Origin of the sequence: Moritella sp. 5, assembly GCF_018219455.1 — a bacterium.
Lineage (GTDB): Bacteria > Pseudomonadota > Gammaproteobacteria > Enterobacterales > Moritellaceae > Moritella.
In genome coordinates this window covers 632,594-657,947 of the sequence record NZ_CP056122.1, presented here as the reverse complement: position 1 = coordinate 657,947, position 25,354 = coordinate 632,594, and the positions used below count along the sequence as shown (strand labels likewise).

Sequence of the window (25,354 nt, the reverse complement as noted above, 5' to 3'; positions counted from 1 at the left end):
AGATGCAAAAAAGGAGCGCAAGCGCTCCTTTTCATATATTTAACTATTAACTAGCTAAAATTAGTCACGACGTGGACGACGTGGACGACGTTCACCACCGGTAGACTCACGACGTTCGCCACCGTTAGAATCACGGCGTTGGCCACGATGACCACGGTCGTTGTCACGAGCTGGACGATCATTATCACGTGCTGGACGGCTACGTTCTTGACGACCTTCAGCTGCAACACCTTCAAGTTTGCTCATGCGTAATGCTTTGTTACAAACATAAACTTGTTGTAGTTGTTGTAACTGCTCGCTTGGCATACCTTTTGGTAATTCAATTGTTGAGTAGTCATCATGTAGACGGATACCACCGATGTTACGGCTGTTGATATTCGCTTCATTAGCAATAGCGCCAACGATATTCTTAACTTGAACACCATCTGTACGACCAACTTCAATACGGAAAACTTCCATTTCTGCAGCTGGACGACGCTCACCACGTTCAGGACGGTCACCACGTTCAGGACGGTCACCACGATCACGGCGGTCGCCACGGTCGTTGCGATCACGGCCACGATCACCACGGTCATCATCACGGAAGCTACGTTCACGACGTGGTGCTTCTGGTGGTAATACTAATGGTTTTTCTTTCTGAGCCATGAATAATAACGCAGATGCAAGATCTAATTCGCTTAGTTCTAACTCTTCAGAAAGTTGACCAACTAAGTTTTTGTAGAAATCTAGGTTTTCTTCACCAGAAGAAAGTGTAGATAACTGATCACGGAATGATGCAATACGTTTTTTCGTCACATCATCACGTGAAGGTAGATCCATCATAGTTAATGGCTGACGTGTAGCACGTTCGATCGCTTTTAATAAACGACGTTCGCGTGGTGCAGCAAATAGGATTGCAGTACCTTTACGTCCAGCACGGCCTGTACGACCAATACGGTGAACGTATGATTCTGTATCCGTTGGAATATCGTAGTTAACTACTAGGTCAATACGAGGAACGTCAAGACCACGTGCAGCAACATCAGTCGCGATTACGATATCTAATTGGCCATTTTTCAAACGGCTTACAGTGCGCTCACGCATTGCTTGGTTTAAATCACCGTTTAGTGCCGCAGCAGAGTAACCGCGAGCTTCTAATTTCTCAGCAAGTTCAACAGTCATTGTCTTAGTACGAGCAAAGATGATCACACCATCGTAGTCTTCAGTTTCAAGAATACGTGTTAGGCCGTCAAGTTTTGCTTGTAAACCACCAATGATTAAACATTTTTGTTCAATGTTTTCAACAGTTGATGTTTTAGTTGCAATTTTAACTGATTTTGGTTCAGTCATAAAACGTTTCGTAATACGACGAATTTCTTCAGGCATAGTTGCAGAGAATAACGCCATTTGACGCTTCTCAGGTGTTTTAGACAGAATTGATTCTACATCATCAATAAAGCCCATGCGTAGCATTTCATCAGCTTCATCAAGTACTAACGCTTTAATACCAGAAAGATCAAGCGTACCACGGTTAATGTGATCAATCACACGGCCAGGAGTACCAACAATCACTTGTGGGTTGCGTTTCAGTGCTTTTAACTGAATCGGGTAGCTTTGACCACCGTAGATAGGTAGCACATGGAATCCACGCATATGACGTGAGTATGCTTGGAATGCTTCAGCAACTTGAATCGCTAACTCACGAGTTGGTGCTAATACCAATATCTGTGGTTTAGTCAGTGACGTATCAATACGACTCAATAATGGTAATGCAAACGCAGCTGTTTTACCCGTACCAGTCTGTGCCATACCTAGCACATCACCACCATCCTGTAGTAACGGAATACATTCAGCTTGAATTGGTGAAGGTGTTTCATAACCTAGATCATTCAACGCTTTTAAAATTGGTTCAGGTAAATTTAAATCAGTAAATTGTACGGGTGATGTATCAGACATTCACGGGCCTCAGGTAGACGGGTCTTTGAATAAAGCTATATCAATTATAGCTCCACATGTTGTATTTCGTGCGCAAAATTAGTGGTCTTTTGCTCAAACTCTCTTAACGAGCGAAGCCACATAAAAAGGCTGACGTAGTGTACATCATTTTTAAAAAAAAATCCGGATATATGCGAGCTAAATCACACAAAATTAAAAAATACTCAAAAACAAAAAAAGTTTTTCTATAAATCAACCACTTAAAACTTGCGAATGAAAGGCTATTACAATCATAAATTATAACAAAAAAAAAGCCTCACCTCTTTAGAGGTAAGGCTTTATGCTTGTTTCACTAAATAATATAATTAGTGTTCACGCGTCTCACGGAATACAACATCTGGATAACGTTCTTGTGCTAAACGTAAATTAACCATAGTCGGGGCAATATACGTTAAGTTATCACCACCATCTAATGCAATATTGTCCCACGCTTTCTTCTTGAATTCTTCTAGCTTGCGCGGGTCTTTACAATCAACCCAGCGTGCTGTCGCAACGCTGATGCCTTCATAGATAGCATCTACTTTATATTCGGTGCGTAAACGATGAACCACCACGTCAAACTGCAGCACACCAACCGCACCCACGATTAAATCGTTTGAGCGTTGTGGGCGGAACACCTGCACAGCACCTTCTTCAGATAGCTGGATCAGACCTTTTTGCAATTGCTTTTGCTTTAGTGGATCTTTTAAACGAATACGGCGGAACATTTCTGGCGCAAAGTTAGGAATACCGGTGAATTTAAGTAATTCACCTTGGGTAAATGTATCACCAATTTGGATCGTACCATGATTATGTAGACCAATAATATCACCAGGGTATGCTTCTTCAGTTTGAGTACGATCACCCGCCATGAAGGTTACCGCATCAGAAATACTGACGTCTTTATTTAGACGCACATGCTTCATCTTCATGCCTTTGCTATATTTGCCAGAGCAAACACGCATGAAAGCAATTCGGTCACGGTGTTTTGGGTCCATGTTCGCTTGGATCTTAAAGATGAAACCAGAGAAGTTTTCATCATCTGGTTCAACAGTTCGTGCATCTGTTATACGCGGTTGCGGCTTGGGTGCCCACTCAGCTAAACCATCAAGTACATGATCAACACCAAAGTTACCGAGTGCAGTACCAAAATATACTGGTGTTAATTCGCCAGCCATGAATAGATCATAATCAAATTTATTCGCAGCACCTTCAACAAGTTCCATTTCTTCACGTAATTGCTCAGCGTAATCGCCAATTGCGTCGTCAAGTTCAGGGTTATTAATGCCTTTAATCACACGACTGTCTTGGATCATATGACCCTGACCGATGTTATACATGATCACTTCGTCACGTAAAATGTGATAAACACCTTTCAGTTCTTTACCCATGCCGATCGGCCAAGTAATGGGTGCACATGCAATTTTTAATACTTCTTCAACTTCATCCATCAAATCAATTGGATCGCGAATATCACGGTCAATTTTATTCATGAAGGTAATAATTGGCGTATCACGTAGGCGTGTTACTTCCATCAATTTAACAGTACGTGCTTCTACACCTTTTGCCGAATCAATGACCATTAGACATGAGTCAACCGCAGTTAAGGTACGGTAAGTATCTTCCGAGAAATCTTCATGTCCAGGGGTATCAAGTAAATTAATGAGGTGGTCACGATATGGGAACTGCATTACTGACGTTGTTACCGAGATACCACGTTCTTTTTCCATTTCCATCCAGTCAGACTTAGCATGCTGACCCGATTTCTTACCTTTCACAGTACCGGCTTTTTGTAATGCGTTTCCGAATAACAATACTTTTTCAGTGATTGTTGTTTTACCAGCATCGGGATGCGAGATAATCGCAAAAGTACGTCTTTTCGACACCTCTTGCTCAATAAGGCTATTTGACATGAATGAGTCTTCTCATTGGGTTAAATCTAATAAGCGCTATTTTCGCTGAAATTACGATGAGACACAAGGAAGACCTGCAATTAATAGTTCGCTATATCACGTAATGCTTCATGTAATGTCGGGCTAAAAGAGGTCACGCCACCAATAGGCTGCACGCCTGCTCTCGCCAAGGTTTTTAAGGGTTGGAATTGCAGATCACAAAATATAACTTGAGTATTGTAGATCTTACATTGATTAATAAATTGATCCATTGCTGCGAGTCCGCCAGCATCAAGTAACGGCACACCCTCAAGGTAAAGTACTAGACCATCAACGTCTGTAGTTTTAGTCGCCAATTCTGAAAACACGCGATCTGCCGCAGCAAAAAATAACGGCCCATTAATTTTGAATACGCGCCAATCGGCTGGAATATCAGCCGCTACTATCCGTTTATTATTGGTAATATCAGTTACTTTAACCATTTCAGCTATTTCTTTCATGAACAATACGGCCGCCAACAAAATACCCGCAGTAATAGCCAAAACCATATCGAACAAGATGGTAAACGAAAAACAAATAGCAAAAACCCAAAGATCACTTTTCGGCGCAGTCTTTAATAAATGTAATACTTTGCCTGCTTCACTCATATTCCAAGCGACAACTAATAATAATACCGCCATCGAAGGCATAGGTAAATAAGCGAATAATGGTGCAAATAACACTAAACTCGCCAACACAACTAAACCATGGATAACGGCTGATATCGGTGTTTGCGCGCCGGCTTTAACATTCGCAGCAGAACGTGCAATAGCCGCTGTTGCGGTAATACCACCAAAAAAAGGCACCACGATATTACCAATACCTTGGCCCAGTAATTCACTATTTGCACTATGCCGTTTACCTGTCATACCATCAAGTACCACGGCACACAATAATGATTCAATCGCCCCTAACATGGCAATAGCAAACGCAGCAGGTAATAAATCAGACAGTAACGTCCAACTTAATACTAACGCTTGACCATTCACTCCCGCTTGTAACCAAGGCCACTCGAAAGTAGGTAAGTAAGGAGGGATCCCAGCACCTTGACTGCCATCAGGCAATAAGTAATGAAAACGACTACCAATAGTCGCAATTTCCATCCCCATATTATTTAATACAAGTGCGAATAAACTGCCAAAAATAACGGCAGGTAGATGTGCTGGAATAACAGTTTTAAATTTTGGCCAAATTAGCATTATAACAAGCGTAAATATGGCTACCGTAAAACTGGGTAAGTGTAACTCAGGTAATGCAGTCACTGATGATGCAAGTTTATCCCAATCGTGCTCAGGCAAACTCTCAATCGATAGACCCAAAATATCGTTGAACTGTAATGTCGCAATCACGACCGCGATACCAGCAGTAAAACCTAAAGTCACCGCTTCTGGGATGTATTCAATAAAGCGGCCAAGACGTAATATCGCCATGATCACCAAGATCAATCCAGACATTATCGTCGCCAATAATAAGCCACCAAAACCATATTGCTGAACAATCGGATACAAGATAACAACAAAAGCAGCCGTTGGACCAGAAATGCTGTAACGACTACCACCCGATATTGCAATCACAATACCACCAATAATCGCGGTATAAAGGCCATATTGAGGTGCAACACCACAGGCAATAGCAAGTGCCATTGCTAAGGGAATGGCAATAATACCAACGGTAATACCCGCTAATAAATCTTTTCCGAATTTAGTCGAGTTATAACCATTGCGGTTAATCGACTCACGTAAAGCATGTGCAATACGTAACGAAAAAAGATGAGCCCTTTGTTGCATTCTATATGCCTTAAACTGTTAGTTAGATCACGCAATTATAATCTTCTTTACAGCAGATACAATCAAGGCCACATCATTTGGCAACAAAAAAGTTGTTTGCTTGATTCATATCAGAATTACCGACTAATTACCTTAATTTGTTGTAATGCTCACATTAAAAATCCAATGTTATACTTAAGTAATGAATAATAAACGGTCAATAGCGATCTCTAACTGAGCTAAATAATGCAGTGATTAAGCAGATTAGGTTGCACAGCTTAACCGAGATCACTATTATGTTCGTTAATCCATAAACCTATAATTAATTTGGAAGCAATGATGTTAGTACTAGGACACACAAACCCTGATTGTGACAGCTTAGCAGGCTCAATCTCTCTATCTGCATTTTTAACAAAACGCGATGGCAAAACAGTAACACCAATCATGCAAGGCGAACCAAATGCAGAAGGTCTTTTCTTGCTTGAACAAGCTGGACTAGCGTGCCCTGAAATTCGTACATCAATCGCAGATGAAGACGTTTGGATCATTGATTACTCAGATTTTAACCAAGCTCCCAAAGATGCACGCCAAGCTAAAATTCGCGGTATCGTTGATCATCACAAGCTAGGTGACTTCGAAACAGATGAACCACTTGAAGCATGGATCTGGCCTTGTGGTTGTTCAAACACAATTGTTTACAACATGTATAAGATCCACAACATCGAAATAGACCAAAAAGTGGCAGTGATGATGTTAGGTGCAATCTTAAGTGACACCGTACATTTCAACTCACCTACATGTACTCAAATCGATATCGATGCAGCACACGAGATTGCAAAAATTGCAGGTATTGATGATATTGATGCATTCGTTACAGCACAATTTGCAGCGAAATCCGATATTGCAGCAATACCTTCTGAAGAACTCATTTTACGTGACCTTAAAGTTTATACAATTGGCCAAAAAGACTTCTCAATTGCACAAATAGAGATCACTAACGTTGATTCAGCACTAGCACGTAAAGAAGAACTACAAGCTGAGCTCGTTAAATATAAAGCAGAGCACGGTTACCACACTGCATTAGTATTACTGACTGATATTACCAACCTAAACTCTATCGCTTTAATCGAAAGTGAAGAAAGTGAGTTAGTAGCAGAAACGCTAGGTGGTACATTCGTTGGTGAACTTATCGACCTACCAAATGTTGTAAGCCGTAAAAAACAAGTATTACCACCATTACAGACTAAATTTAAGTAAGTCTTAATCGACCACTTATTACCTCTAGTAAAAACTGTAAATGTGAATGTAAAAAGGGAGCTAATTAGCTCCCTTTTCTATACATACAAAGCAATTATTTTTTATCGCTTTTATACATTTCATCAATGTCTTTCTTATATTCACTTTCAATCACTTTACGACGTAATTTCAGTGTTGGGGTTATCTCACCTTTTTTCATACAAAATTCACGACTAAGTAGTTTGAATTTTTTCACTTTTTCAAAATTAGCTAACTCACTTTGTAAATCTTGCACTCGTTTCTCAAACATAGTCACAATATGACTATGGCGTAATAGTTCCGCTTTACTTGAGAATTGCAGGTTAATCGAGTTTGCATATTCTTCTAAGGCTTCGAATGATGGCACAATTAACGCGCTAACAAAATGGCGAGAATCTGCAACAATCGCAACCTGATCAATAAAGTGGTCTTTACTTAAGGTACCTTCAACCAACTGCGGCGCAATATATTTACCATTTGATGTTTTCATTAACTCTTTAATACGCTCGGTCATCACGACTTCACCATTCGCTAATATTTTACCCGCATCACCGGTTTTCAACCAACCATCAATAAAGTTCTTTTCGGTTTCCTCAGGCATTTTGTAATAGCCCTTCATGATCGTATCACCACGCACTAATATTTCGTTATCATCACCGATTTTCACTTCCATATCTGGCAGTGGTAGACCAATGGAACCAAAATCATACCCAGTACCACGATGACAGCATACTGTCGCAGTTGTCTCAGTCATACCGTAGCCAGCTTGCAGTTCAATACCGATGGATTGGAAAAAAATATTTATGTCAGGATCAACTTTCGCACCGCCACAAGGTAAAAAACGTGTGTTACCACCGAAAATACCGCGCAATTTAGAAAAAATAAGCTTATCAGCGAGTTTATGCTGAATTGATAATAATGATGATGGCTGCTGATTACTGTGAATAAACTTGAAGTGTGCTAAACCAACGTTAATAGCCCAGCCAAACAACGCTTTTTTCACTGGGGATGCTGATTCTAATCGACTATGAATGGTACTGTATATTTTTTCATATAAGCGCGGTACAGCGACAAATAGCGTAGGCTTAACTTCTGCGATAACATCAATAATCAGTTTTGGGTTTTCGAGATGCACATTTTGCGCACCACAATGCATCAGGTAAAAAGACCAACTACGCTCAAGCACATGACTTAATGGTAAGAACGCAATTGAGGTATCGGTTTCCGAAACATCAATCATTTGATCATGACTACTGAATGCGGCTGCAAAGTTAGTGTAATCTAACATCACACCTTTTGGCTGCCCTGTCGTACCTGACGTATAAATAAGGGTAACTAAGTCATCCATACTCGCATCAGTCAGTCGCTGTTCAAACTCAGCGTCAGCGGCTCCATCACCTTGCTGAATAAACTCAGAGAAGTACATCGCATTCGATGCGCCTCTTAAATCGATTGTATCCGTCAGCGCAACAACCAACTTTAAGTCATTGCTTATTAACAGCTCAAGCGCTTTATCAAACTGTTCTTGTCCGCCAACGAATAAATAATCGATATCTGCATTATTAATAATATAGCGCGTTTGCTCTGTGGTATTCGTTGGATAAATAGGAACCGTCACACAACGCGCAGCTAGAATACCTAAATCAGCAAAACTCCACTCTGGGCGATTGTTTGCAAAAATACCGACTTTAGTTTGAACCTCACAACCCAAAAATAGTAATGCTTTAGCAACGCGGTCTGAGTTATCCAGTAGCGCAGACCAAGTAATATCTTGCCATTCACCATTTTCTTGAAAGCGAATTGCCGTGGTTGCTTTACGTACGGCAAATTTAGATCTAAAACTGTTTACTAAGTGTTGGCTCATTAGTTACTCTGATTATCCATAAATAGCATTAACGATCATCCATAAATAGAATTAACGCATAATATGTCACGGATAGTAATCATTAATCAGGAATAAGTATATAAGCAATTGCCTTCCCCAATGGCAAAAACACGAAAAAATCACCCTGTCTTGTTTTAGACAATGTAGCACATCATAATGGCATCTTCTCTACCCGTTGCCGCAGGATAATAGCCAAAACGACGATCAACTTCATTAAAACCAATATTTAAATACAACTGATAAGCTGCATGGTTCGACTCACGAACTTCTAACCATAATTGAAACAGATCTTGCTGTTGACATTGTTGGATAAGATGATTAATAAGTAGCTTTCCGTAACCCTTGCCTTGATGTGCAGGGGCTACTGCAATATTGAGCAAACTTCCTTCTCCAGCGACTTGACTCGCGAAGTAATAACCTAAAATTTGCTCATCTTTTATCAATAAGAAATTAAAGTATCGAGCGCCGAAATTACTGGCTAAAACTTTATCCGACCAAGGAAATGCATGGCTCGCAATTTCAATTTGTTGAATTAAAGGTAAATGTTCAGGTGTTAGTGGAATGATTTTTGGCATTAAAAGACTCGTTATTGCATATAACTGACGATTTGTTGCCAAAGCTGCTTTTTCGCTTGAGCAGAATGCAACAGTACATCTAAATGAGGTGATGATAGTTGCTGTTTTGCAGCAAGATCTGATTGTTTACAACCGATAGTCCAAATCCATTTCGGAGTTTGGTAATAATACTTTAACTCATCTTCAGTAATGATATGGCTTTGATTGAGTTCAAGCTGTAATGTACGCAAGACTTGTTTGATAAATTGACTGTGCGGTGTAACTTTATCATTGGCGATAATCAGAATTTGGCAATGCTTAGGTAATGGTTTTTTTTCGGCCTGGCTAGCAAGATGAGGAAATTGTTCAGGCTTATGACATTGCCATAATGTGATACCCATTTGCTGCAAGTAATAACGTGAAAAATTACTCATTGGATAACCATATCTGAAGATTTACAGAAGAAAGTGGCAGGGGTGGAGAGATTCGAACTCCCATCACGCGGATTTGGAATCCGCTGCTCTGCCGTTGGAGCTACACCCCTACAAGATGAACAGGATTATAACTTAATTAATGATTAAAGTTAAATCTGTTTCTTTGATTTGATAGTACTTATAAAATTGGCAGGGGTGGAGAGATTCGAACTCCCATCACGCGGATTTGGAATCCGCTGCTCTGCCGTTGGAGCTACACCCCTAAAACTGTCTGTTTAAGACTACGTCATAAACAATATTTACTCAGACCTGGTCTAAATAAATAGTAATTGGCGCTTGGCGATGCCCTACTCTCACATGGGGAAGCCCCACACTACCATCGGCGTTATTACGTTTCACTACTGAGTTCGGAATGGGATCAGGTGGTACCGCAACACTATGGTCACCAAGCAAATCTGGTTTGCTTTCTATATAGAAACTTACGTTTCATTTTAAATCTGAAAAGCTATAAATAAAGAAGTCTTTAAAACCTATCTTTCGATAAATAGTAGTGTTCAATCTATTCTTAAGTCGATATTTCAATTAATCATACTTTAATTTGTATGGTTAAGCCTCACGGGTAATTAGTACAAGTTAGCTCAATGCCTCACAGCACTTACACACCTTGCCTATCAACGTTGTAGTCTCCAACGGCCCTTCAGGGAGCTTAAAGCTCCAGTGAGAACTCATCTCGAGGCCTGCTTCCCGCTTAGATGCTTTCAGCGGTTATCAGTTCCGAACTTAGCTACCGGGCAATGCTATTGGCATAACAACCCGAACACCAGTGGTTCGTCCACTCCGGTCCTCTCGTACTAGGAGCAGCTCCTCTCAATTCTCAAACGCCCACGGCAGATAGGGACCGAACTGTCTCACGACGTTCTAAACCCAGCTCGCGTACCACTTTAAATGGCGAACAGCCATACCCTTGGGACCAACTTCAGCCCCAGGATGTGATGAGCCGACATCGAGGTGCCAAACACCGCCGTCGATATGAACTCTTGGGCGGTATCAGCCTGTTATCCCCGGAGTACCTTTTATCCGTTGAGCGATGGCCCTTCCATTCAGAACCACCGGATCACTAAGACCTACTTTCGTACCTGCTCGACGTGTCTGTCTCGCAGTTAAGCTGGCTTATGCCTTTGCACTAACCACATGATGTCCAACCATGTTTAGCCAACCTTCGTGCTCCTCCGTTACTCTTTGGGAGGAGACCGCCCCAGTCAAACTACCCACCAGACACTGTCCGCAACCCCGATAAGGGGCCTACGTTAGAACATCAAACGTACAAGGGTGGTATTTCAAGGTTGACTCCACATCATCTAGCGACAATGCTTCAACGTCTCCCACCTATCCTACACATGTAGGTTCAATGTTCAGTGCCAAGCTATAGTAAAGGTTCACGGGGTCTTTCCGTCTAGCCGCGGGTACACTGCATCTTAACAGCGATTTCAATTTCACTGAGTCTCGGGTGGAGACAGCGTGGCCATCATTACGCCATTCGTGCAGGTCGGAACTTACCCGACAAGGAATTTCGCTACCTTAGGACCGTTATAGTTACGGCCGCCGTTTACCGGGGCTTCGATCATGAGCTTCGACCTAAGTCTAACCCAATCAATTAACCTTCCGGCACCGGGCAGGCGTCACACCGTATACGTCATCTTTCGATTTTGCACAGTGCTGTGTTTTTAATAAACAGTTGCAGCCACCATTTCTCTGCGACCAACAATAGCTTACGGAGCAAGTCCTTCACCATCATTGGCGTACCTTCTCCCGAAGTTACGGTACCATTTTGCCTAGTTCCTTCACCCGAGTTCTCTCAAGCGCCTTAGTATTCTCTACCTAACCACCTGTGTCGGTTTGGGGTACGATTCTCTTATATCTGAAGCTTAGAGGTTTTTCCTGGAAGCCGGGTATCAACTACTTCATCTCCGTAGAGACTCGTCATCAGTTCTCAGCCTTAATGTGCGCCCGGATTTACCTAAGCACACAGCCTACAACCTTAAACATGGACAACCATCGCCATGCTAGCCTAACCTTCTCCGTCACCCCATCGCAATATAAGTGAGTACAGGAATATTAACCTGTTTCCCATCGACTACGCCTTTCGGCCTCGCCTTAGGGGTCGACTCACCCTGCCCCGATTAACGTTGGACAGGAACCCTTGGTCTTTCGGCGTGGAGGTTTTTCACCCCCATTATCGTTACTCATGTCAACATTCGCACTTCTGATACCTCCAGCAAGCTTCTCAACTCACCTTCGACGGCTTACAGAACGCTCCTCTACCATGCAAAGAACAAGTCTTTGCATCCGTAGCTTCGGTGGTATGTTTAGCCCCGTTAAATCTTCCGCGCAGACCGACTCGACCAGTGAGCTATTACGCTTTCTTTAAAAGATGGCTGCTTCTAAGCCAACTTCCTGGCTGTCTGAGCCTTTCCACATCGTTTCCCACTTAACATACACTTTGGGACCTTAGCTGACGGTCTGGGTTGTTTCCCTTTCCACGACGGACGTTAGCACCCGCCGTGTGTCTCCCGCGATTGAACTTATTGGTATTCGGAGTTTGCAAAGGGTTGGTAAGTCGGGATGACCCCCTAGCCTTAACAGTGCTCTACCCCCAATAGTTAGACGCGAGGCGCTACCTAAATAGCTTTCGAGGAGAACCAGCTATCTCCCGGTTTGATTGGCCTTTCACCCCCAGCCACAAGTCATCCGCTAATTTTTCAACATTAGTCGGTTCGGTCCTCCAGTTGATGTTACTCAACCTTCAACCTGCCCATGGCTAGATCACCGGGTTTCGGGTCTAATCCCAGCAACTATTCGCGCAGTTAACACTCGGTTTCCCTACGGCTCCGCTATTCGCTTAACCTTGCTACTGAAATTAAGTCGTTGACCCATTATACAAAAGGTACGCAGTCACAGAACAAGTCTGCTCCCACTGCTTGTACGTATACGGTTTCAGGTTCTATTTCACTCCCCTCACAGGGGTTCTTTTCGCCTTTCCCTCACGGTACTGGTTCACTATCGGTCAGTCAGTAGTATTTAGCCTTGGAAGATGGTCCTCCCATATTCAAACAGCATATCACGTGTGCCGTCCTACTCGATTTCACAGTAAGGTCGTTTTCATGTACGGGACTATCACCCTGTATCGTGAAACTTTCCAGAATCTTCCACTAACTTCCAAACTGCTTAAGGGCTAGACCCCGTTCGCTCGCCGCTACTAAGGGTATCTCTATTGATTTCTTTTCCTCGGGGTACTTAGATGTTTCAGTTCTCCCGGTTCGCTTCGTAACGCTATGTATTCACGTTACGATACTCTACAAAGTAGAGTGGGTTCCCCCATTCGGAAATCTGTGGATTAACGCTTTTTATCAACTCCCCACAGCTTAACGCAGATTAACACGTCCTTCATCGCCTCTGACTGCCTAGGCATCCACCGTATACGCTTAGTCACTTAACCATACAATCTAAAGTCGACCGTACAATTGAAATAACTAGGTATTATCTAGTTTTTTTCGCCTCAAGAATACTCAAGAACACTATATTGTTATTGCCGAAGCAATAACGTGTTTTAAGAACTTCTTTATTTATTCAGCTTTCCAAATTTTTAAAGAGCAATTTGCTAAAAAGCAAAGATAAGCATTAACTGCTTAGCTTTGATTTTTAATCAGAAAGAAAAGTGGTATCCCGTACGAGATTTGAACTCGTGTTACCGCCGTGAAAGGGCGGTGTCCTAGGCCTCTAGACGAACGGGACACTATTTACTTTCTACGTTTGGATTTCATCCCAAACGTTGTCTTATTTTCATAAGACTGTCTTTAACGTTTCTATTCAAGCAATTTGTGTGGGCACTTACAAAAATTAACAACTTTACGTAAGGAGGTGATCCAGCCCCAGGTTCCCCTAGGGCTACCTTGTTACGACTTCACCCCAGTCATGAACCACACCGTGGTCATCGCCCTCCCGAAGGTTAAGCTAATGACTTCTGGTGCAGCCCACTCCCATGGTGTGACGGGCGGTGTGTACAAGGCCCGGGAACGTATTCACCGTGACATTCTGATTCACGATTACTAGCGATTCCGACTTCATGGGGTCGAGTTGCAGACCCCAATCCGGACTACGACGCACTTTATGGGATTCGCTTACCATTGCTGGTTTGCAGCCCTTTGTATGCGCCATTGTAGCACGTGTGTAGCCCTACTCGTAAGGGCCATGATGACTTGACGTCGTCCCCACCTTCCTCCGGTTTATCACCGGCAGTCTCCTTAGAGTTCCCACCATTACGTGCTGGCAAATAAGGATAAGGGTTGCGCTCGTTGCGGGACTTAACCCAACATTTCACAACACGAGCTGACGACAGCCATGCAGCACCTGTCTCATAGTTCCCGAAGGCACCAATTCATCTCTGAAAAGTTCTATGGATGTCAAGAGTAGGTAAGGTTCTTCGCGTTGCATCGAATTAAACCACATGCTCCACCGCTTGTGCGGGCCCCCGTCAATTCATTTGAGTTTTAACCTTGCGGCCGTACTCCCCAGGCGGTCTACTTAATGCGTTAGCTTAAGAGCCCAGTTCTCAAGGAACCAAACTCCGAGTAGACATCGTTTACGGCGTGGACTACCGGGGTATCTAATCCCGTTTGCTACCCACGCTTTCGCATCTGAGCGTCAGTTACTTGCCAGGTGGCCGCCTTCGCCACTGGTATTCCTTCAGATCTCTACGCATTTCACCGCTACACCTGAAATTCTACCACCCTCTCAAGAACTCTAGTTTGCCAGTTCGAAATGCAGTTCCCAGGTTGAGCCCGGGGCTTTCACATCTCGCTTAACAAACCGCCTGCATGCGCTTTACGCCCAGTAATTCCGATTAACGCTTGCACCCTCCGTATTACCGCGGCTGCTGGCACGGAGTTAGCCGGTGCTTCTTCTGCGAGTAACGTCACAGTAGTAAAGTATTAATTTACTACCTTTCCTCCTCGCTGAAAGTACTTTACAACCCTAAGGCCTTCTTCATACACGCGGTATGGCTGCATCAGGGTTTCCCCCATTGTGCAATATTCCCCACTGCTGCCTCCCGTAGGAGTCTGGACCGTGTCTCAGTTCCAGTGTGGCTGATCATCCTCTCAGACCAGCTAGGGATCGTCGCCTTGGTGAGCTCTTACCTCACCAACAAGCTAATCCCACTTGGGCTCATCTAGTCGCGAGAGCTTTCAAGAAGAGGCCCCCTTTCACCCGTAGGTCGTATGCGGTATTAGCAGTCGTTTCCAACTGTTGTCCCCCTCGACTAGGCAGATTCCCAAGCATTACTCACCCGTCCGCCGCTCGACGCCAGAATAGCAAGCTATTCTTCGTTTCCGCTCGACTTGCATGTGTTAAGCCTACCGCCAGCGTTCAATCTGAGCCATGATCAAACTCTTCAATTAAAAGTTTTTTGACTAATCAACGATGTTGATTAAGTCGGCTCAATGAATTCTGTACTTCAACAACAAACCGAAGTTTGTTGTTTATAAAACCAAATCTTTCGATTTAATTTAATGTTCACAATTACATTGATATAATTTTTGGTCATTATATCTCTGCAAGTGCTCACACAGATTGCTTGAATAAATTGTTAAAGAACATACTGAGCGGCTGTTGCCGTGTCAGTGGGATGCATTATAGATAATGGTGCTCCATTGGCAAGTGATTTTATAAATTTCGTTCCATTTTAAAGATAAACCTTAAAAACCGAACAGAATTCAAACAAAACAAATTAAAAACAAGCAACAGTTCACCTAGCCATGCTCTTTTCGACAAATCATTCACGTCATTATCATGATTTAGAGGGTTACTTATTCAATTTTTATATTTTATTTACTTATATAGGTAGAATTTACTTACTGGGTCAATTTAAACTATTATTTAATTTGTCTTTAATACGTGACCTAACTCTCTGGTTTAGGTAACATGCGCCCTTTTTACGGTTTTGGAGTTTGAATATACATGCCCTTCCAACTTGGTCAGCGCTGGATCAGCGATACGGAATCAGAATTAGGATTAGGAACAATAGTTGCCATAGAAGGCAGAATGTTAACGCTATTATTTCCTGCAAGTGGTGAGAACCGTTTATATGCTCGTAACGAAGCGCCGATCACTCGAGTCATGTTTAATGTCGGTGATCAGGTACTCTCTCATGAAGACTGGAGCTTAACCGTTACTGAAGTAACAGAAAGCTCAGGTATCATTACTTATATAGGTATTCATCAAGACTCCGGTGAAGAAGTTTCTTTACGTGAAACATTCCTGAACAATTTTATCAAATTTAATAAACCGCAAGATCGCCTATTTGCAGGCCAAATTGATCGAATGGATCGATTTGTATTACGCCATCAAACATTACAGCATCAGTTTTCTCAACAACAATCTCTATTAAATGGCATTCAAGGTCCACGTGTCAGTCTGATCCCACATCAATTACATATTGCAACCGAAGTGGGTCAACGTCATGCTCCTCGAGTTTTACTTGCCGATGAAGTGGGTTTAGGTAAAACCATTGAAGCAGGTTTGATCATTCACCAACAGCTGACAGCTGGCCTTGCTAGTCGTGTGTTAATTCTGGTACCAGAAACATTACAACACCAATGGCTAGTGGAAATGATGCGTCGTTTCAATCTACACTTTAGTATCTTTGATGAAGAGCGTTGCATCGAATCGCTCGCTGAAGCAGATAACCCATTCGAAACTGAACAGCTGATATTATGTAGTCTGGACTTCTTACGTAAAAAACGTCGTCGTTTTGAGCAAGCCGTGGGGGCAGATTGGGATTTACTGGTTGTTGATGAAGCCCATCACCTTAAATGGAGCGAAACAGAACCAAGTCGTGAATACCAAGTCGTCGAATCATTGGCACAAAAGTCTCCAGGCGTATTACTACTCACAGCAACCCCAGACCAACTAGGTCACGAAAGTCACTTTGCACGTTTACGTTTATTAGATCCAAACCGTTTCTATGATTATGCCGCATTCGTTTCTGAAGAAAATAGTTATTCTGTTATTGCACAAGCAGCACAAGAACTATTAGATTCACCAATCGTTTCTCCCGAAACAGCAACATCATTAACTAAATTATTAAGTGAAGTTGATATATCAGACAAGCTGACTTTAATTCAAGCATCACCAGATTCAGATGAAGCACAGCAGGCGAAGCAATCAATCATCAGTCAATTATTGGATCGCCATGGCACAGGTCGTTTATTATTCCGTAATACGCGCTCTGCAATCAAAGGTTTCCCGACTCGTCACTATCAGCCAATTCCTTTAGCACTACCAGACCAATATAAAACGTCATTAAAAGTCGCACAAATGATGAACGGCTCAGCAAGTTATGCGGAAGCTGCGCGTCGTGGTCTATACCCAGAAGAAATATTTTTAGAATTCGAAGGCAAAGACGCATCTTGGTGTAGTTTTGACCCACGTGTTGAATGGTTACAAAACTTCTTACTTGCCAATAAAAATGAAAAAGTATTAGTCATTGCAGCTAATGCCGAAACAGCTATGTCAATCGAAGAATCACTGCGAGTAAGTGAAGGCATTCGTGGAACAGTATTCCATGAAGGTATGTCTATTATCGAGCGTGATAAAGCAGGCGCTTACTTCGCTCAAGAAGATGCAGGGGCACAAGTTCTACTTTGTTCTGAAATTGGTTCTGAAGGTCGTAACTTCCAATTTGCACAACACCTCGTATTATTCGATTTACCATTAAACCCAGATTTACTTGAGCAACGTATTGGTCGTTTAGATCGTATCGGTCAGAAAAATAACATCAGTATTCACGTTCCTTTCTTTACCAATACCGCACAGGATGTATTACAAAACTGGTATCAAAATGGCCTAAATGCGTTTGAGCATACTTGTCCTATCGGTGGCGATATTTTTGCAGAAGTAAAAGATGAATTACTGACTCAGCTAGCCGCAAAAGAAATTGATGTTGCAGCAACGGATGCATTGATCACTGATACACGTAGTCAATACGATGTATTAAAAGCAAAAATGGAAAGTGGCCGAGATCGTTTACTGGAACTAAATTCTAACGGCTTGGGTAAATCAGACGATATTATCGCGCAATTAAAAGCCAATGATGATAGTCCTACGCTACCTATTTTTGCGATACGATTATTTGATGTTATTGGTATAAACCAAGAAGATCGTGGCGAGAATATGCTGGTATTAAAACCGACAGATCAAATGTTAGTACCAAGCTTGCCACATCTATCTGAAGACGGCATTACAGTTACCTTCGATCGTGAAACCGCATTATCGCGTGATGATGTACATTTCCTTACTTGGGAACATCCATTAATACGCGCATGCATTGAATTAATCATGACGTCTGACACAGGTTCAACTGCTGTTTCACTATTAAAAAATCCAGCCCTACCTGCTGGCACTATTTTATTAGAACTACTTTATGTAGTAGAAACCTCGGCACCACCTTATTGTCAAATTAATCGTTTCTTACCCGCAACGCCAATACGCCTGCTGCTCGATAAGAATTGTAACAATTTGGCATTAAAAGTAGACTTTGATAGTTTCAATCGTCAGCTTAATGCGATTAATCGCCATATTGCGACCAAGCTCGTTTCAGCATCACAAACTATTATTCACGACCTTATTGGTAAATCAACAGCGGTCGCTGAAGATCAAAAGCAAGCAATCACCAACGCAGCACTGGCAACAATGCAGCAAAACATGAGTGTCGAGCTTGAACGTCTACAAGCATTGCAAAAGATTAACCCTAATGTACGTGATGAAGAACTGGCCTTTGTTGAAAAACAAACCGTAGAACTCACTACACACATTAATAATGCTCAGCTTAAACTAGATGCGGTACGCTTTATTGTCGTTACACCGAACTAAATAAAGGCATATTATATTGACGAGCAACAAAGGTGCTAATTTCGGTTAGCCCCTTTGTTATTACTTTTTATTATTAACAAGCGGTAATTTAAAGCTTACCTTCTAAATTATTCACTATATTGTATATACCCTATGCCCGATTTTATTTATGCTCCGCCGCTACACCCTCGATTAGATATTATTTATCAAGACGATGCCATTATTGTATTAAATAAGCCGAGTGGATTACTAAGCGTACCAGGGCGATTACCTGAACATACCGACAGTATTGCGAGTCGGGTGCAAGAATTATTCCCCGCAGCGACAATTGTGCACCGTTTAGATATGTGTACTTCCGGTGTGATCTTAATGGCATTGACTAAATCCGCGCAAAGCCACATCAGCAGACAATTTCAACAACGCTCAACCGCAAAGTATTACTATGCTCGTTTAGAAGGTATTCCAACTGCTGAGTCTGGCAGCATTGATTTACCATTACGCTGTGATTGGCCAAATAGACCAAGGCAGCTTGTTGATTTCGAGGAGGGTAAACCTGCACTCACGCATTGGCAGGTTATTGCAAAACAACAAGAACATGGCGATAACAATCAACAAGCCAGTGCCACAGTATTACTCAAACCTGTGACAGGCCGCTCTCACCAACTACGTGTGCATATGTTAGCATTAGGCACTCCTATCTTGGGTGATGAGCTATATGCATCGGCAAAAGGTATTGCCAGTGCAGTGCATTTACAACTGCATGCCGCGATGTTAGAAATTGAACATCCCCTAACATCAAAAAAAATCACATTTAAGGTCAAACCACCTTTTCCAATTGATTAGTATGATTATTTACTTTAGGAATGATGAATGCTTAAGGCGCTTGTATTATTACTTTTATCCACTTTGTCGCTACAAATATACGCTGAAGAGAATAATGCTGAAGAGAGTAAAGACAAAAATGAGACCAATAAGCCGACAATCGCCTTCCCAATTTCTCAGCAACGCGTGTTTGATCAAGACTTAACTAAATACAGTAATGCAAGCGAAGTGGCTTGGTTAGGTGATAAAGAAAATCGATTTTTTACTTTATGGCTTGAACAAACGACAGCAAAAGTCACAGGTACAAGTTGGATTTTTGCCGATACCTATACCTCAGCTAATAACCCCAACATTATCCAAACTCTGCGCTATCAGCTCAATGATAAAGGATTACATACCTATTCTATATCGCCATTAAGTCAAACCTTAACATCAGAGCAAGCAGAGCAACGTTTACAAGCGCAATTACGCATCTTACAAGACAAAATAGTGAGTCAAGATAGTAAGCGATTACTAATCTTACAAGGCGCTAATTGCCAGGCAATGGTAAACGTATTGATTAAAAACAAAGATATTTACGTCGATGCGATTGTGTTACTTAGTGTACATAGCCCCACCCCAGCGTTAGCATCTCAACTAATTAGCCAAATGAACCAACTAAAAGTACCTATTTTAGATTTGTATGCGCAAACAGATAGCTTAGCGATAATTAATCAAGCAAAATTAAGACAGATAGCAGAAAAGCGTATTAACACAGATAAGTACAGGCAAACTGAAGTGATAGGCTTACAGGGACAAGTTGAGACTCAAATCGCAACCAGCCAAATAATTTATGGCTGGTTGGTTAAACTCGGCTGGTATTAGCGCATTTTTCTCGATTCTTTTACTACGTCATAAGCACCTTGGATATCTTGGGCTTTCTCTTTAGCAATAATCATCATTTCTTCTGGCAAACCTTTCGATACCAATTTATCCGGATGATGTTCATTCATTAATTTACGATAAGCACGCTTAATTACTTTGTCGTCATCCTCAGCACTCACACCTAATTGCTGATAGGCGTTAGTTAATGCTTCTTCACGGCTTACTTTACTACCATGGCGATGCGAACGTAACTCCGCTTCCATCATGCGTAATAAATTATCCATGTCCTGAGTCGTCACACCCAAGATCGCACCGATACGATGAAGGATATCACGCTCTGCTGTGGACAATTCAAGATCGGCAAAAGCAGCCTGAATTTGTATCTCCAGGAACATTTTAATCAGATCTCGACGTAACACACTTACACGGCGAAAATCTCGAACCGTTTGCTCTAACGGAAAATCAGCTTCTTTACCCTGATTGAATGATACTTGAGCTGCACGACGAGTTTCGCCTGTCAGTTTCATTCGGTCCATTAACTGCGTCGCGACATGAATTTCAGCTTCGGTAACGTGACCGTCCGCTTTTGCCATGTGCCCCATCACCGAAAATGAGGTATGTAAGAAAATATCCTGACGCTTATGCGCAGCAGGCCGAGTATCAATTCCGAGTCGAGGTCCAAACTGGCGCTTTAATATAGAGCCAACCCAGATCATAAAAATCGCACCAAAAAATCCGCCGAATTTAATACCAATCGCGGATAATAAAATGTAAAACAACATATTCATAAAAGTAGCTACCAAGCAAAAATGACATATATTTATATAAGCGCTGTATTATGACTGTTTAAAATGTAACAAATCAATCAATCTCATCATCTTTTTGCAGGTTTACGGGATAAAACCAGCCATTAAATGGTCTATCGCTGTAATATGGATTATTATATCCAACTATTTATTAATTTTAATGAAATTATCGATGACAAAATGGATTGTTAAAATGCGCCTTTTTACCTTATTCTCAACACTCAGCGGTGTCGTATTCTCAGCTAGCGCAGCTACAATTATCACCAATGAGGATGGTATTTCAACTATCATTGATGACGTTACAGCTGCGTCCGAATTAGCTGAGTTAAACTTGTTTAAACAATGCTTCCCTTACGTGCCTGCGATAAAACCTCCAATTGCAGATACTAAAGCCGCTAACGAGATCCAACTATTATCAGATGATGCAAAAGTAATCCAAGGTAACAAAGCTATTTTTACCGGTGATGTGAACTTTACTCAAGGTAACCGAGAATTATCCGCTGATGAAATTATTCTGTATCAGTTAACCAATATTTTAACCGCCGAAGGTAATGTTGTATTAGAGGGCAGTACGGCGACAATGAATGGTCGCTCATTGAAAGCAAACTTAGACACCAAAGATGCCGAACTAACACAGGTAGATTATTTACTACATGGTCAAGCCGCTAATGGTAAAGCTAAAAAGATTTATGTTACTAATAGTGGCGACAATATTTTAATGCAGCGCTCGACTTATACCCAATGTCCCTATGGAGATAATAGCTGGGTGTTACGTGCATCTTCTATTGACATCGATAATAAAGATGAAGTTGCTGAAGCTTATAACGCAACGCTGTACTTTAAAGAAGTTCCCATTTTCTATATGCCATATTTTACTTATCCAACGACAAATAAGCGTAGAACAGGTTTATTATTCCCATCATATGAAGAGACATTAGGAAATGGTGTTACCTTCTCTCAGCCATTCTATTGGAATATAGCGCCAAACTATGACATGACAATAACACCGACTTATATGAAGAAGCGTGGTGTCCAATTAACCACTCAATTTCGTTATTTAGTCGCTGGGCAAAGTGGTAATATTAATGTTGAATATCTTGGTGATGATAAAAAAGTCCAAGCCGACAATGATGCAAAGACTGATAGTAACAAAAAAAATACTGATCGCGTCCTCTACCATTGGGATCAGAACGGTAATTTAAATGACAATTTAAACTTCAACGCTAGCTATACACACGTTAATGATGACGACTATTTTTCTGACATTACTACGACAGTAGGTTCTCGAAACAGCAATACACTACTTCGGACAGCAGCCTTAACTTACAATACCGATATGACGTCATCACAATTTGAAGTCCGTGATTTTCAAATTTTAAGTGATGCTATAACACCACATAAAGTATTGCCGAAGATCGCTTTTACCGGTTACCAACAATTCGATAATAACCCGATTGAACTGTCCGTATATAGTGAAATGACTAATTTTTCACACTCTAACAGTCAAGTATACAGCGGTATCAGAACCCACATAGAGCCAGGAATTAGTTTCCCTTATAAACGCCCTGCAGGTTTTGCGGTTGCCGAATTTAAACTACCAATGACTTACTATACTCAGACATTTAACGAGTCCGATAATGGCAATTTTAAGAATGGCTATAAAGGTAAGTTAGACGAAGAAGTTGTTCGTGTAATACCAACAACCAAATTATACGCAGGTTTAAATTTTGAACGTTCTACGTCTTGGTTTAGTAATCAATTCACTCAGACTTTGGAGCCGCAAGTTCAATACTTATATATTCCATATAAAAACCAAGACAACATTGGTATTTACGATTCAGCAACGATGCAACAAGATTTCCTCGGTTTATATCGTGATCGTACTTATATTGGCTTTGATCGTATTGCAGATTCAAATCAATTTACAATCGGTTTAACAAGCCGTGTATTCGATGACATAGGCAGTGAACGATTCCGCTTTGCGCTTGGTCAAATCATTTACTTTGGTGATACTCAAGTTGGTATCTCTCCAGAGGCTAAGACGAATACAGATAACACTGACGTGACGACATCAAGTATCGTAATGGAAACAGATGTTAAGATTAACGATAATTTATTCTTTAATAACAGTATTGAATATGCTCACGAAGATGATCTAGTACGTCGTGCAGATGCCGCGATTGAATATCGCTTTGACCGTGGTCAACGGGTACAATTCAACTACCGTTATATTGAAGATACCGCATCTATACTGGAAAATCCAAATCGCACAGTTAATTCGACAATCAACCAAGTTGGTTCAAAATATATCTTACCAATCAATAATCAGTGGGACATGGGTGCAAGTTATTACTACGATGTTGAAAATAAAATAACCCAAGACGCTTTTGTCGGTATTAAATATGAATCATGCTGTTGGGCAATTCGTCTTGATTATGGCTATCGCCTGAAAACACACAATATTAGTACTGGCGAAACAGAGTTTGATCAGGGTCCATCACTGATGTTCGAGCTAAAAGGTTTGGCCGGTATTGGGGGTAATATTAATAGTATAGGAGCTGAAAGTTTATTTACATACGGTCAACCGTTCCAATTACGTGAATAAGTGTGGTTTATAAAATTTTAGACATACACCTTAGGCATGATAACGGTGGTAATTAACCCGCCGTTATCAGTCAAAAAGGGATTTACAGCTAATGACGATTGCATTGAAAGCCTGACAAGGTATACTTCCGCTTACTTTTTCACCTCGGTTTTCAGTGAATTACACAATCCTCATACTTTCCCGTGGTAAAATTGATAGTTTTCAGCCTACTGCTGTCTCAGTTATAGTCGATATTGAATAGGAATTAATAAAGTGATTAAAAAAGTAATTAAGACTCTATTATCCGGAGTCATAGTTGTAGCGAGCTGGCAAGCTCAGGCCGAGCTAACTAAGCTCGATGAAGTGATTGCGATTGTTAATGAAGAAGTTATTTTAGCGAGTGATGTCAACGCATTAACAAGCTCGGTAACGAAACGAGCAACAAAAGCAGGCCAAACTTTACCGTCGCAAGAGATACTGACCCAGCAAGCGTTAGATAAACTCATCATTGATAGCCTACAGTTACAAATGGCAAAGAAAATGGGCATGCGTATTAGTAATGCTCAGCTCGATGATACGTTAAACAATATTGCGAAAGATAATAACCAAACCGTTGAACAGCTGCGTGAAAGCATCCTTGCGGACGGTGGTAATTTTAACGACTATAAAGAAGAACTACGCATTCAGTTATTAACCAACGAAGTGCAGCGTATGCAAATGCGTCGTCGTATCACCATTTCGGATCAAGACGTTAATAACCTACTTGCGATCATCAACGAACAGGGACAGAAAAATATACAATATCGTGTAAGTCATATCATGCTACGTGTCCCTAACGAAGCAGATAGTGCGACAATGGAAGCATTACAAACTAAAATTGCCGATATACAAACACAGCTAAATGCAGGCGAAGTATTTTCAAGTCTCGCTTTAGCCGTCTCTGCAGGTCCAAAAGCGCTTGATGGTGGCGATTGGGGCTGGATGAATATCAATGAAATGCCGACACTATTTGCAGAAGCAGTGGCCAATGCCAAAAAAGGTGACATCATAGGCCCAATCCGCAGTGGAGCTGGATTGCATATCATCAAAATTACCGATATGCGTGGCGTAGAAACGGTAATGACAAAAGAAGTCAATGCACGGCATATTCTGGTTAAACCATCAGTAATCTTAAGCGACGACAAAGCGAAATCATTATTAAATGATTATTTAGCCCGAATTAAATCAGGTGATGCGGACTTTGCTGAACTCGCGAAAGCCTATTCAGATGACACAGGCTCTGCCCTCAAAGGCGGTGAATTGGGCTGGGCAGATCCAAATATCTATGTACCTGCATTTAAATTAGCGCTAAAAGACTTGAAGAAAGGTGAAATTAGCCCTGCATTTCGTTCTAGCCATGGCTGGCACATAGTACAACTACTTGATAGACGTACACAAGATACGACAGATAAAGCAAATCGCCAAAAAGCATGGCAATTGTTGTATAATCGTCGTGCAGCTGAAGAAAGCCAAGCTTGGTTAAATGAATTAAAACAAGAAGCTTATATTCGTATTTTAGATAATGAATCGTAAA

13 protein-coding genes, 3 tRNA genes and 3 rRNA genes are annotated in these 25,354 nt (G+C 41.5%); 6 read left to right on the top strand and 13 right to left on the bottom strand.

Features of this window, described 5'->3' with window-relative positions; all coding sequences use genetic code 11:
* Window positions 1–60: 60 nt before the first annotated feature.
* From HWV01_RS03065 to dauA, 3 genes are all read right to left on the bottom strand, one after another.
* Window positions 61–1,935 carry a DEAD/DEAH box helicase gene (locus HWV01_RS03065; RefSeq protein WP_211674011.1) on the bottom strand — a complete coding sequence of 625 codons (1,875 nt, stop codon included), beginning with the start codon at window positions 1,933–1,935 and terminating at the stop codon, window positions 61–63.
* A gap of 344 nt (window positions 1,936–2,279) precedes the next feature.
* Entirely contained in the window at window positions 2,280–3,866 is a 1,587-nt protein-coding gene (gene prfC, locus HWV01_RS03060) for a peptide chain release factor 3 (protein WP_211674010.1), read from the bottom strand.
* A gap of 80 nt (window positions 3,867–3,946) precedes the next feature.
* Window positions 3,947–5,671 (bottom strand): C4-dicarboxylic acid transporter DauA, encoded by a 1,725-nt coding sequence (dauA, locus tag HWV01_RS03055; protein WP_211674009.1) that lies wholly within the window; start codon window positions 5,669–5,671, stop codon window positions 3,947–3,949.
* 318 nt (window positions 5,672–5,989) lie between these two features.
* On the opposite strand from dauA, the gene HWV01_RS03050 reads away from it, so the two are divergent.
* Window positions 5,990–6,907 (top strand): manganese-dependent inorganic pyrophosphatase, encoded by a 918-nt coding sequence (locus HWV01_RS03050; RefSeq protein ID WP_211675640.1) that lies wholly within the window; start codon window positions 5,990–5,992, stop codon window positions 6,905–6,907.
* A gap of 94 nt (window positions 6,908–7,001) precedes the next feature.
* Here HWV01_RS03050 and HWV01_RS03045 read toward each other — a convergent pair whose 3' ends face one another.
* The 9 genes from HWV01_RS03045 to HWV01_RS03005 form a co-directional block, all read right to left on the bottom strand.
* Window positions 7,002–8,789, bottom strand: a complete 1,788-nt coding sequence (locus tag HWV01_RS03045) for a long-chain fatty acid--CoA ligase (RefSeq protein ID WP_211674008.1) — start codon at window positions 8,787–8,789, stop codon at window positions 7,002–7,004.
* A 155-nt stretch (window positions 8,790–8,944) separates the two neighbouring features.
* On the bottom strand, window positions 8,945–9,385 hold the full coding sequence (rimI, locus tag HWV01_RS03040; protein WP_211674007.1) for a ribosomal protein S18-alanine N-acetyltransferase: 441 nt from the start codon (window positions 9,383–9,385) through the stop codon (window positions 8,945–8,947).
* Window positions 9,386–9,396: 11 nt separating this feature from the next.
* Window positions 9,397–9,798, bottom strand: a complete 402-nt coding sequence (locus HWV01_RS03035) for a DNA polymerase III subunit psi (RefSeq protein WP_211674006.1) — start codon at window positions 9,796–9,798, stop codon at window positions 9,397–9,399.
* Between the two features lie 34 nt (window positions 9,799–9,832).
* A tRNA-Trp gene (locus HWV01_RS03030) sits at window positions 9,833–9,908 on the bottom strand.
* A 77-nt stretch (window positions 9,909–9,985) separates the two neighbouring features.
* Window positions 9,986–10,061 (bottom strand) — tRNA-Trp (locus HWV01_RS03025).
* 71 nt (window positions 10,062–10,132) lie between these two features.
* Window positions 10,133–10,248, bottom strand: a 5S ribosomal RNA gene (gene rrf, locus HWV01_RS03020).
* Window positions 10,249–10,400: 152 nt separating this feature from the next.
* Window positions 10,401–13,294 (bottom strand): 23S ribosomal RNA (locus tag HWV01_RS03015).
* Window positions 13,295–13,514: 220 nt separating this feature from the next.
* A tRNA-Glu gene (locus HWV01_RS03010) sits at window positions 13,515–13,590 on the bottom strand.
* Window positions 13,591–13,709: 119 nt separating this feature from the next.
* Window positions 13,710–15,254: ribosomal RNA gene (locus HWV01_RS03005) — 16S ribosomal RNA — on the bottom strand.
* The 16S, 23S and 5S rRNA genes sit together here with 3 tRNA genes alongside, the layout of an rRNA operon.
* Before the next feature lie 559 nt (window positions 15,255–15,813).
* Between HWV01_RS03005 and rapA the strand changes: the two genes are divergently transcribed.
* The 3 genes from rapA (at window position 15,814) to HWV01_RS02990 (ending at window position 20,391) form a co-directional block, all read left to right on the top strand.
* A complete protein-coding gene (gene rapA / locus HWV01_RS03000) occupies window positions 15,814–18,726 on the top strand; it encodes an RNA polymerase-associated protein RapA (protein ID WP_211674005.1) in 2,913 nt (970 codons plus the stop codon).
* A gap of 132 nt (window positions 18,727–18,858) precedes the next feature.
* Complete coding sequence (locus HWV01_RS02995; protein WP_211674004.1) at window positions 18,859–19,548, top strand: pseudouridine synthase; 690 nt, start codon at window positions 18,859–18,861, stop codon at window positions 19,546–19,548.
* Window positions 19,549–19,575: 27 nt separating this feature from the next.
* On the top strand, window positions 19,576–20,391 hold the full coding sequence (locus HWV01_RS02990; RefSeq protein ID WP_211674003.1) for a DUF3530 family protein: 816 nt from the start codon (window positions 19,576–19,578) through the stop codon (window positions 20,389–20,391).
* Here HWV01_RS02990 and djlA read toward each other — a convergent pair.
* Window positions 20,388–21,179: a co-chaperone DjlA gene (djlA, locus tag HWV01_RS02985; RefSeq protein ID WP_211674002.1), complete on the bottom strand. Its 792-nt coding sequence runs from the start codon at window positions 21,177–21,179 to the stop codon at window positions 20,388–20,390. The genes HWV01_RS02990 and djlA overlap by 4 nt on opposite strands.
* Before the next feature lie 211 nt (window positions 21,180–21,390).
* On the opposite strand from djlA, the gene lptD reads away from it, so the two are divergent.
* Window positions 21,391–23,802 carry an LPS assembly protein LptD gene (gene lptD / locus HWV01_RS02980; RefSeq protein WP_249185429.1) on the top strand — a complete coding sequence of 804 codons (2,412 nt, stop codon included), beginning with the start codon at window positions 21,391–21,393 and terminating at the stop codon, window positions 23,800–23,802.
* Window positions 23,803–24,054: 252 nt separating this feature from the next.
* Window positions 24,055–25,353: a peptidylprolyl isomerase SurA gene (surA, locus tag HWV01_RS02975; RefSeq protein ID WP_211674000.1), complete on the top strand. Its 1,299-nt coding sequence runs from the start codon at window positions 24,055–24,057 to the stop codon at window positions 25,351–25,353.
* Window position 25,354 lies beyond the last annotated feature (1 nt).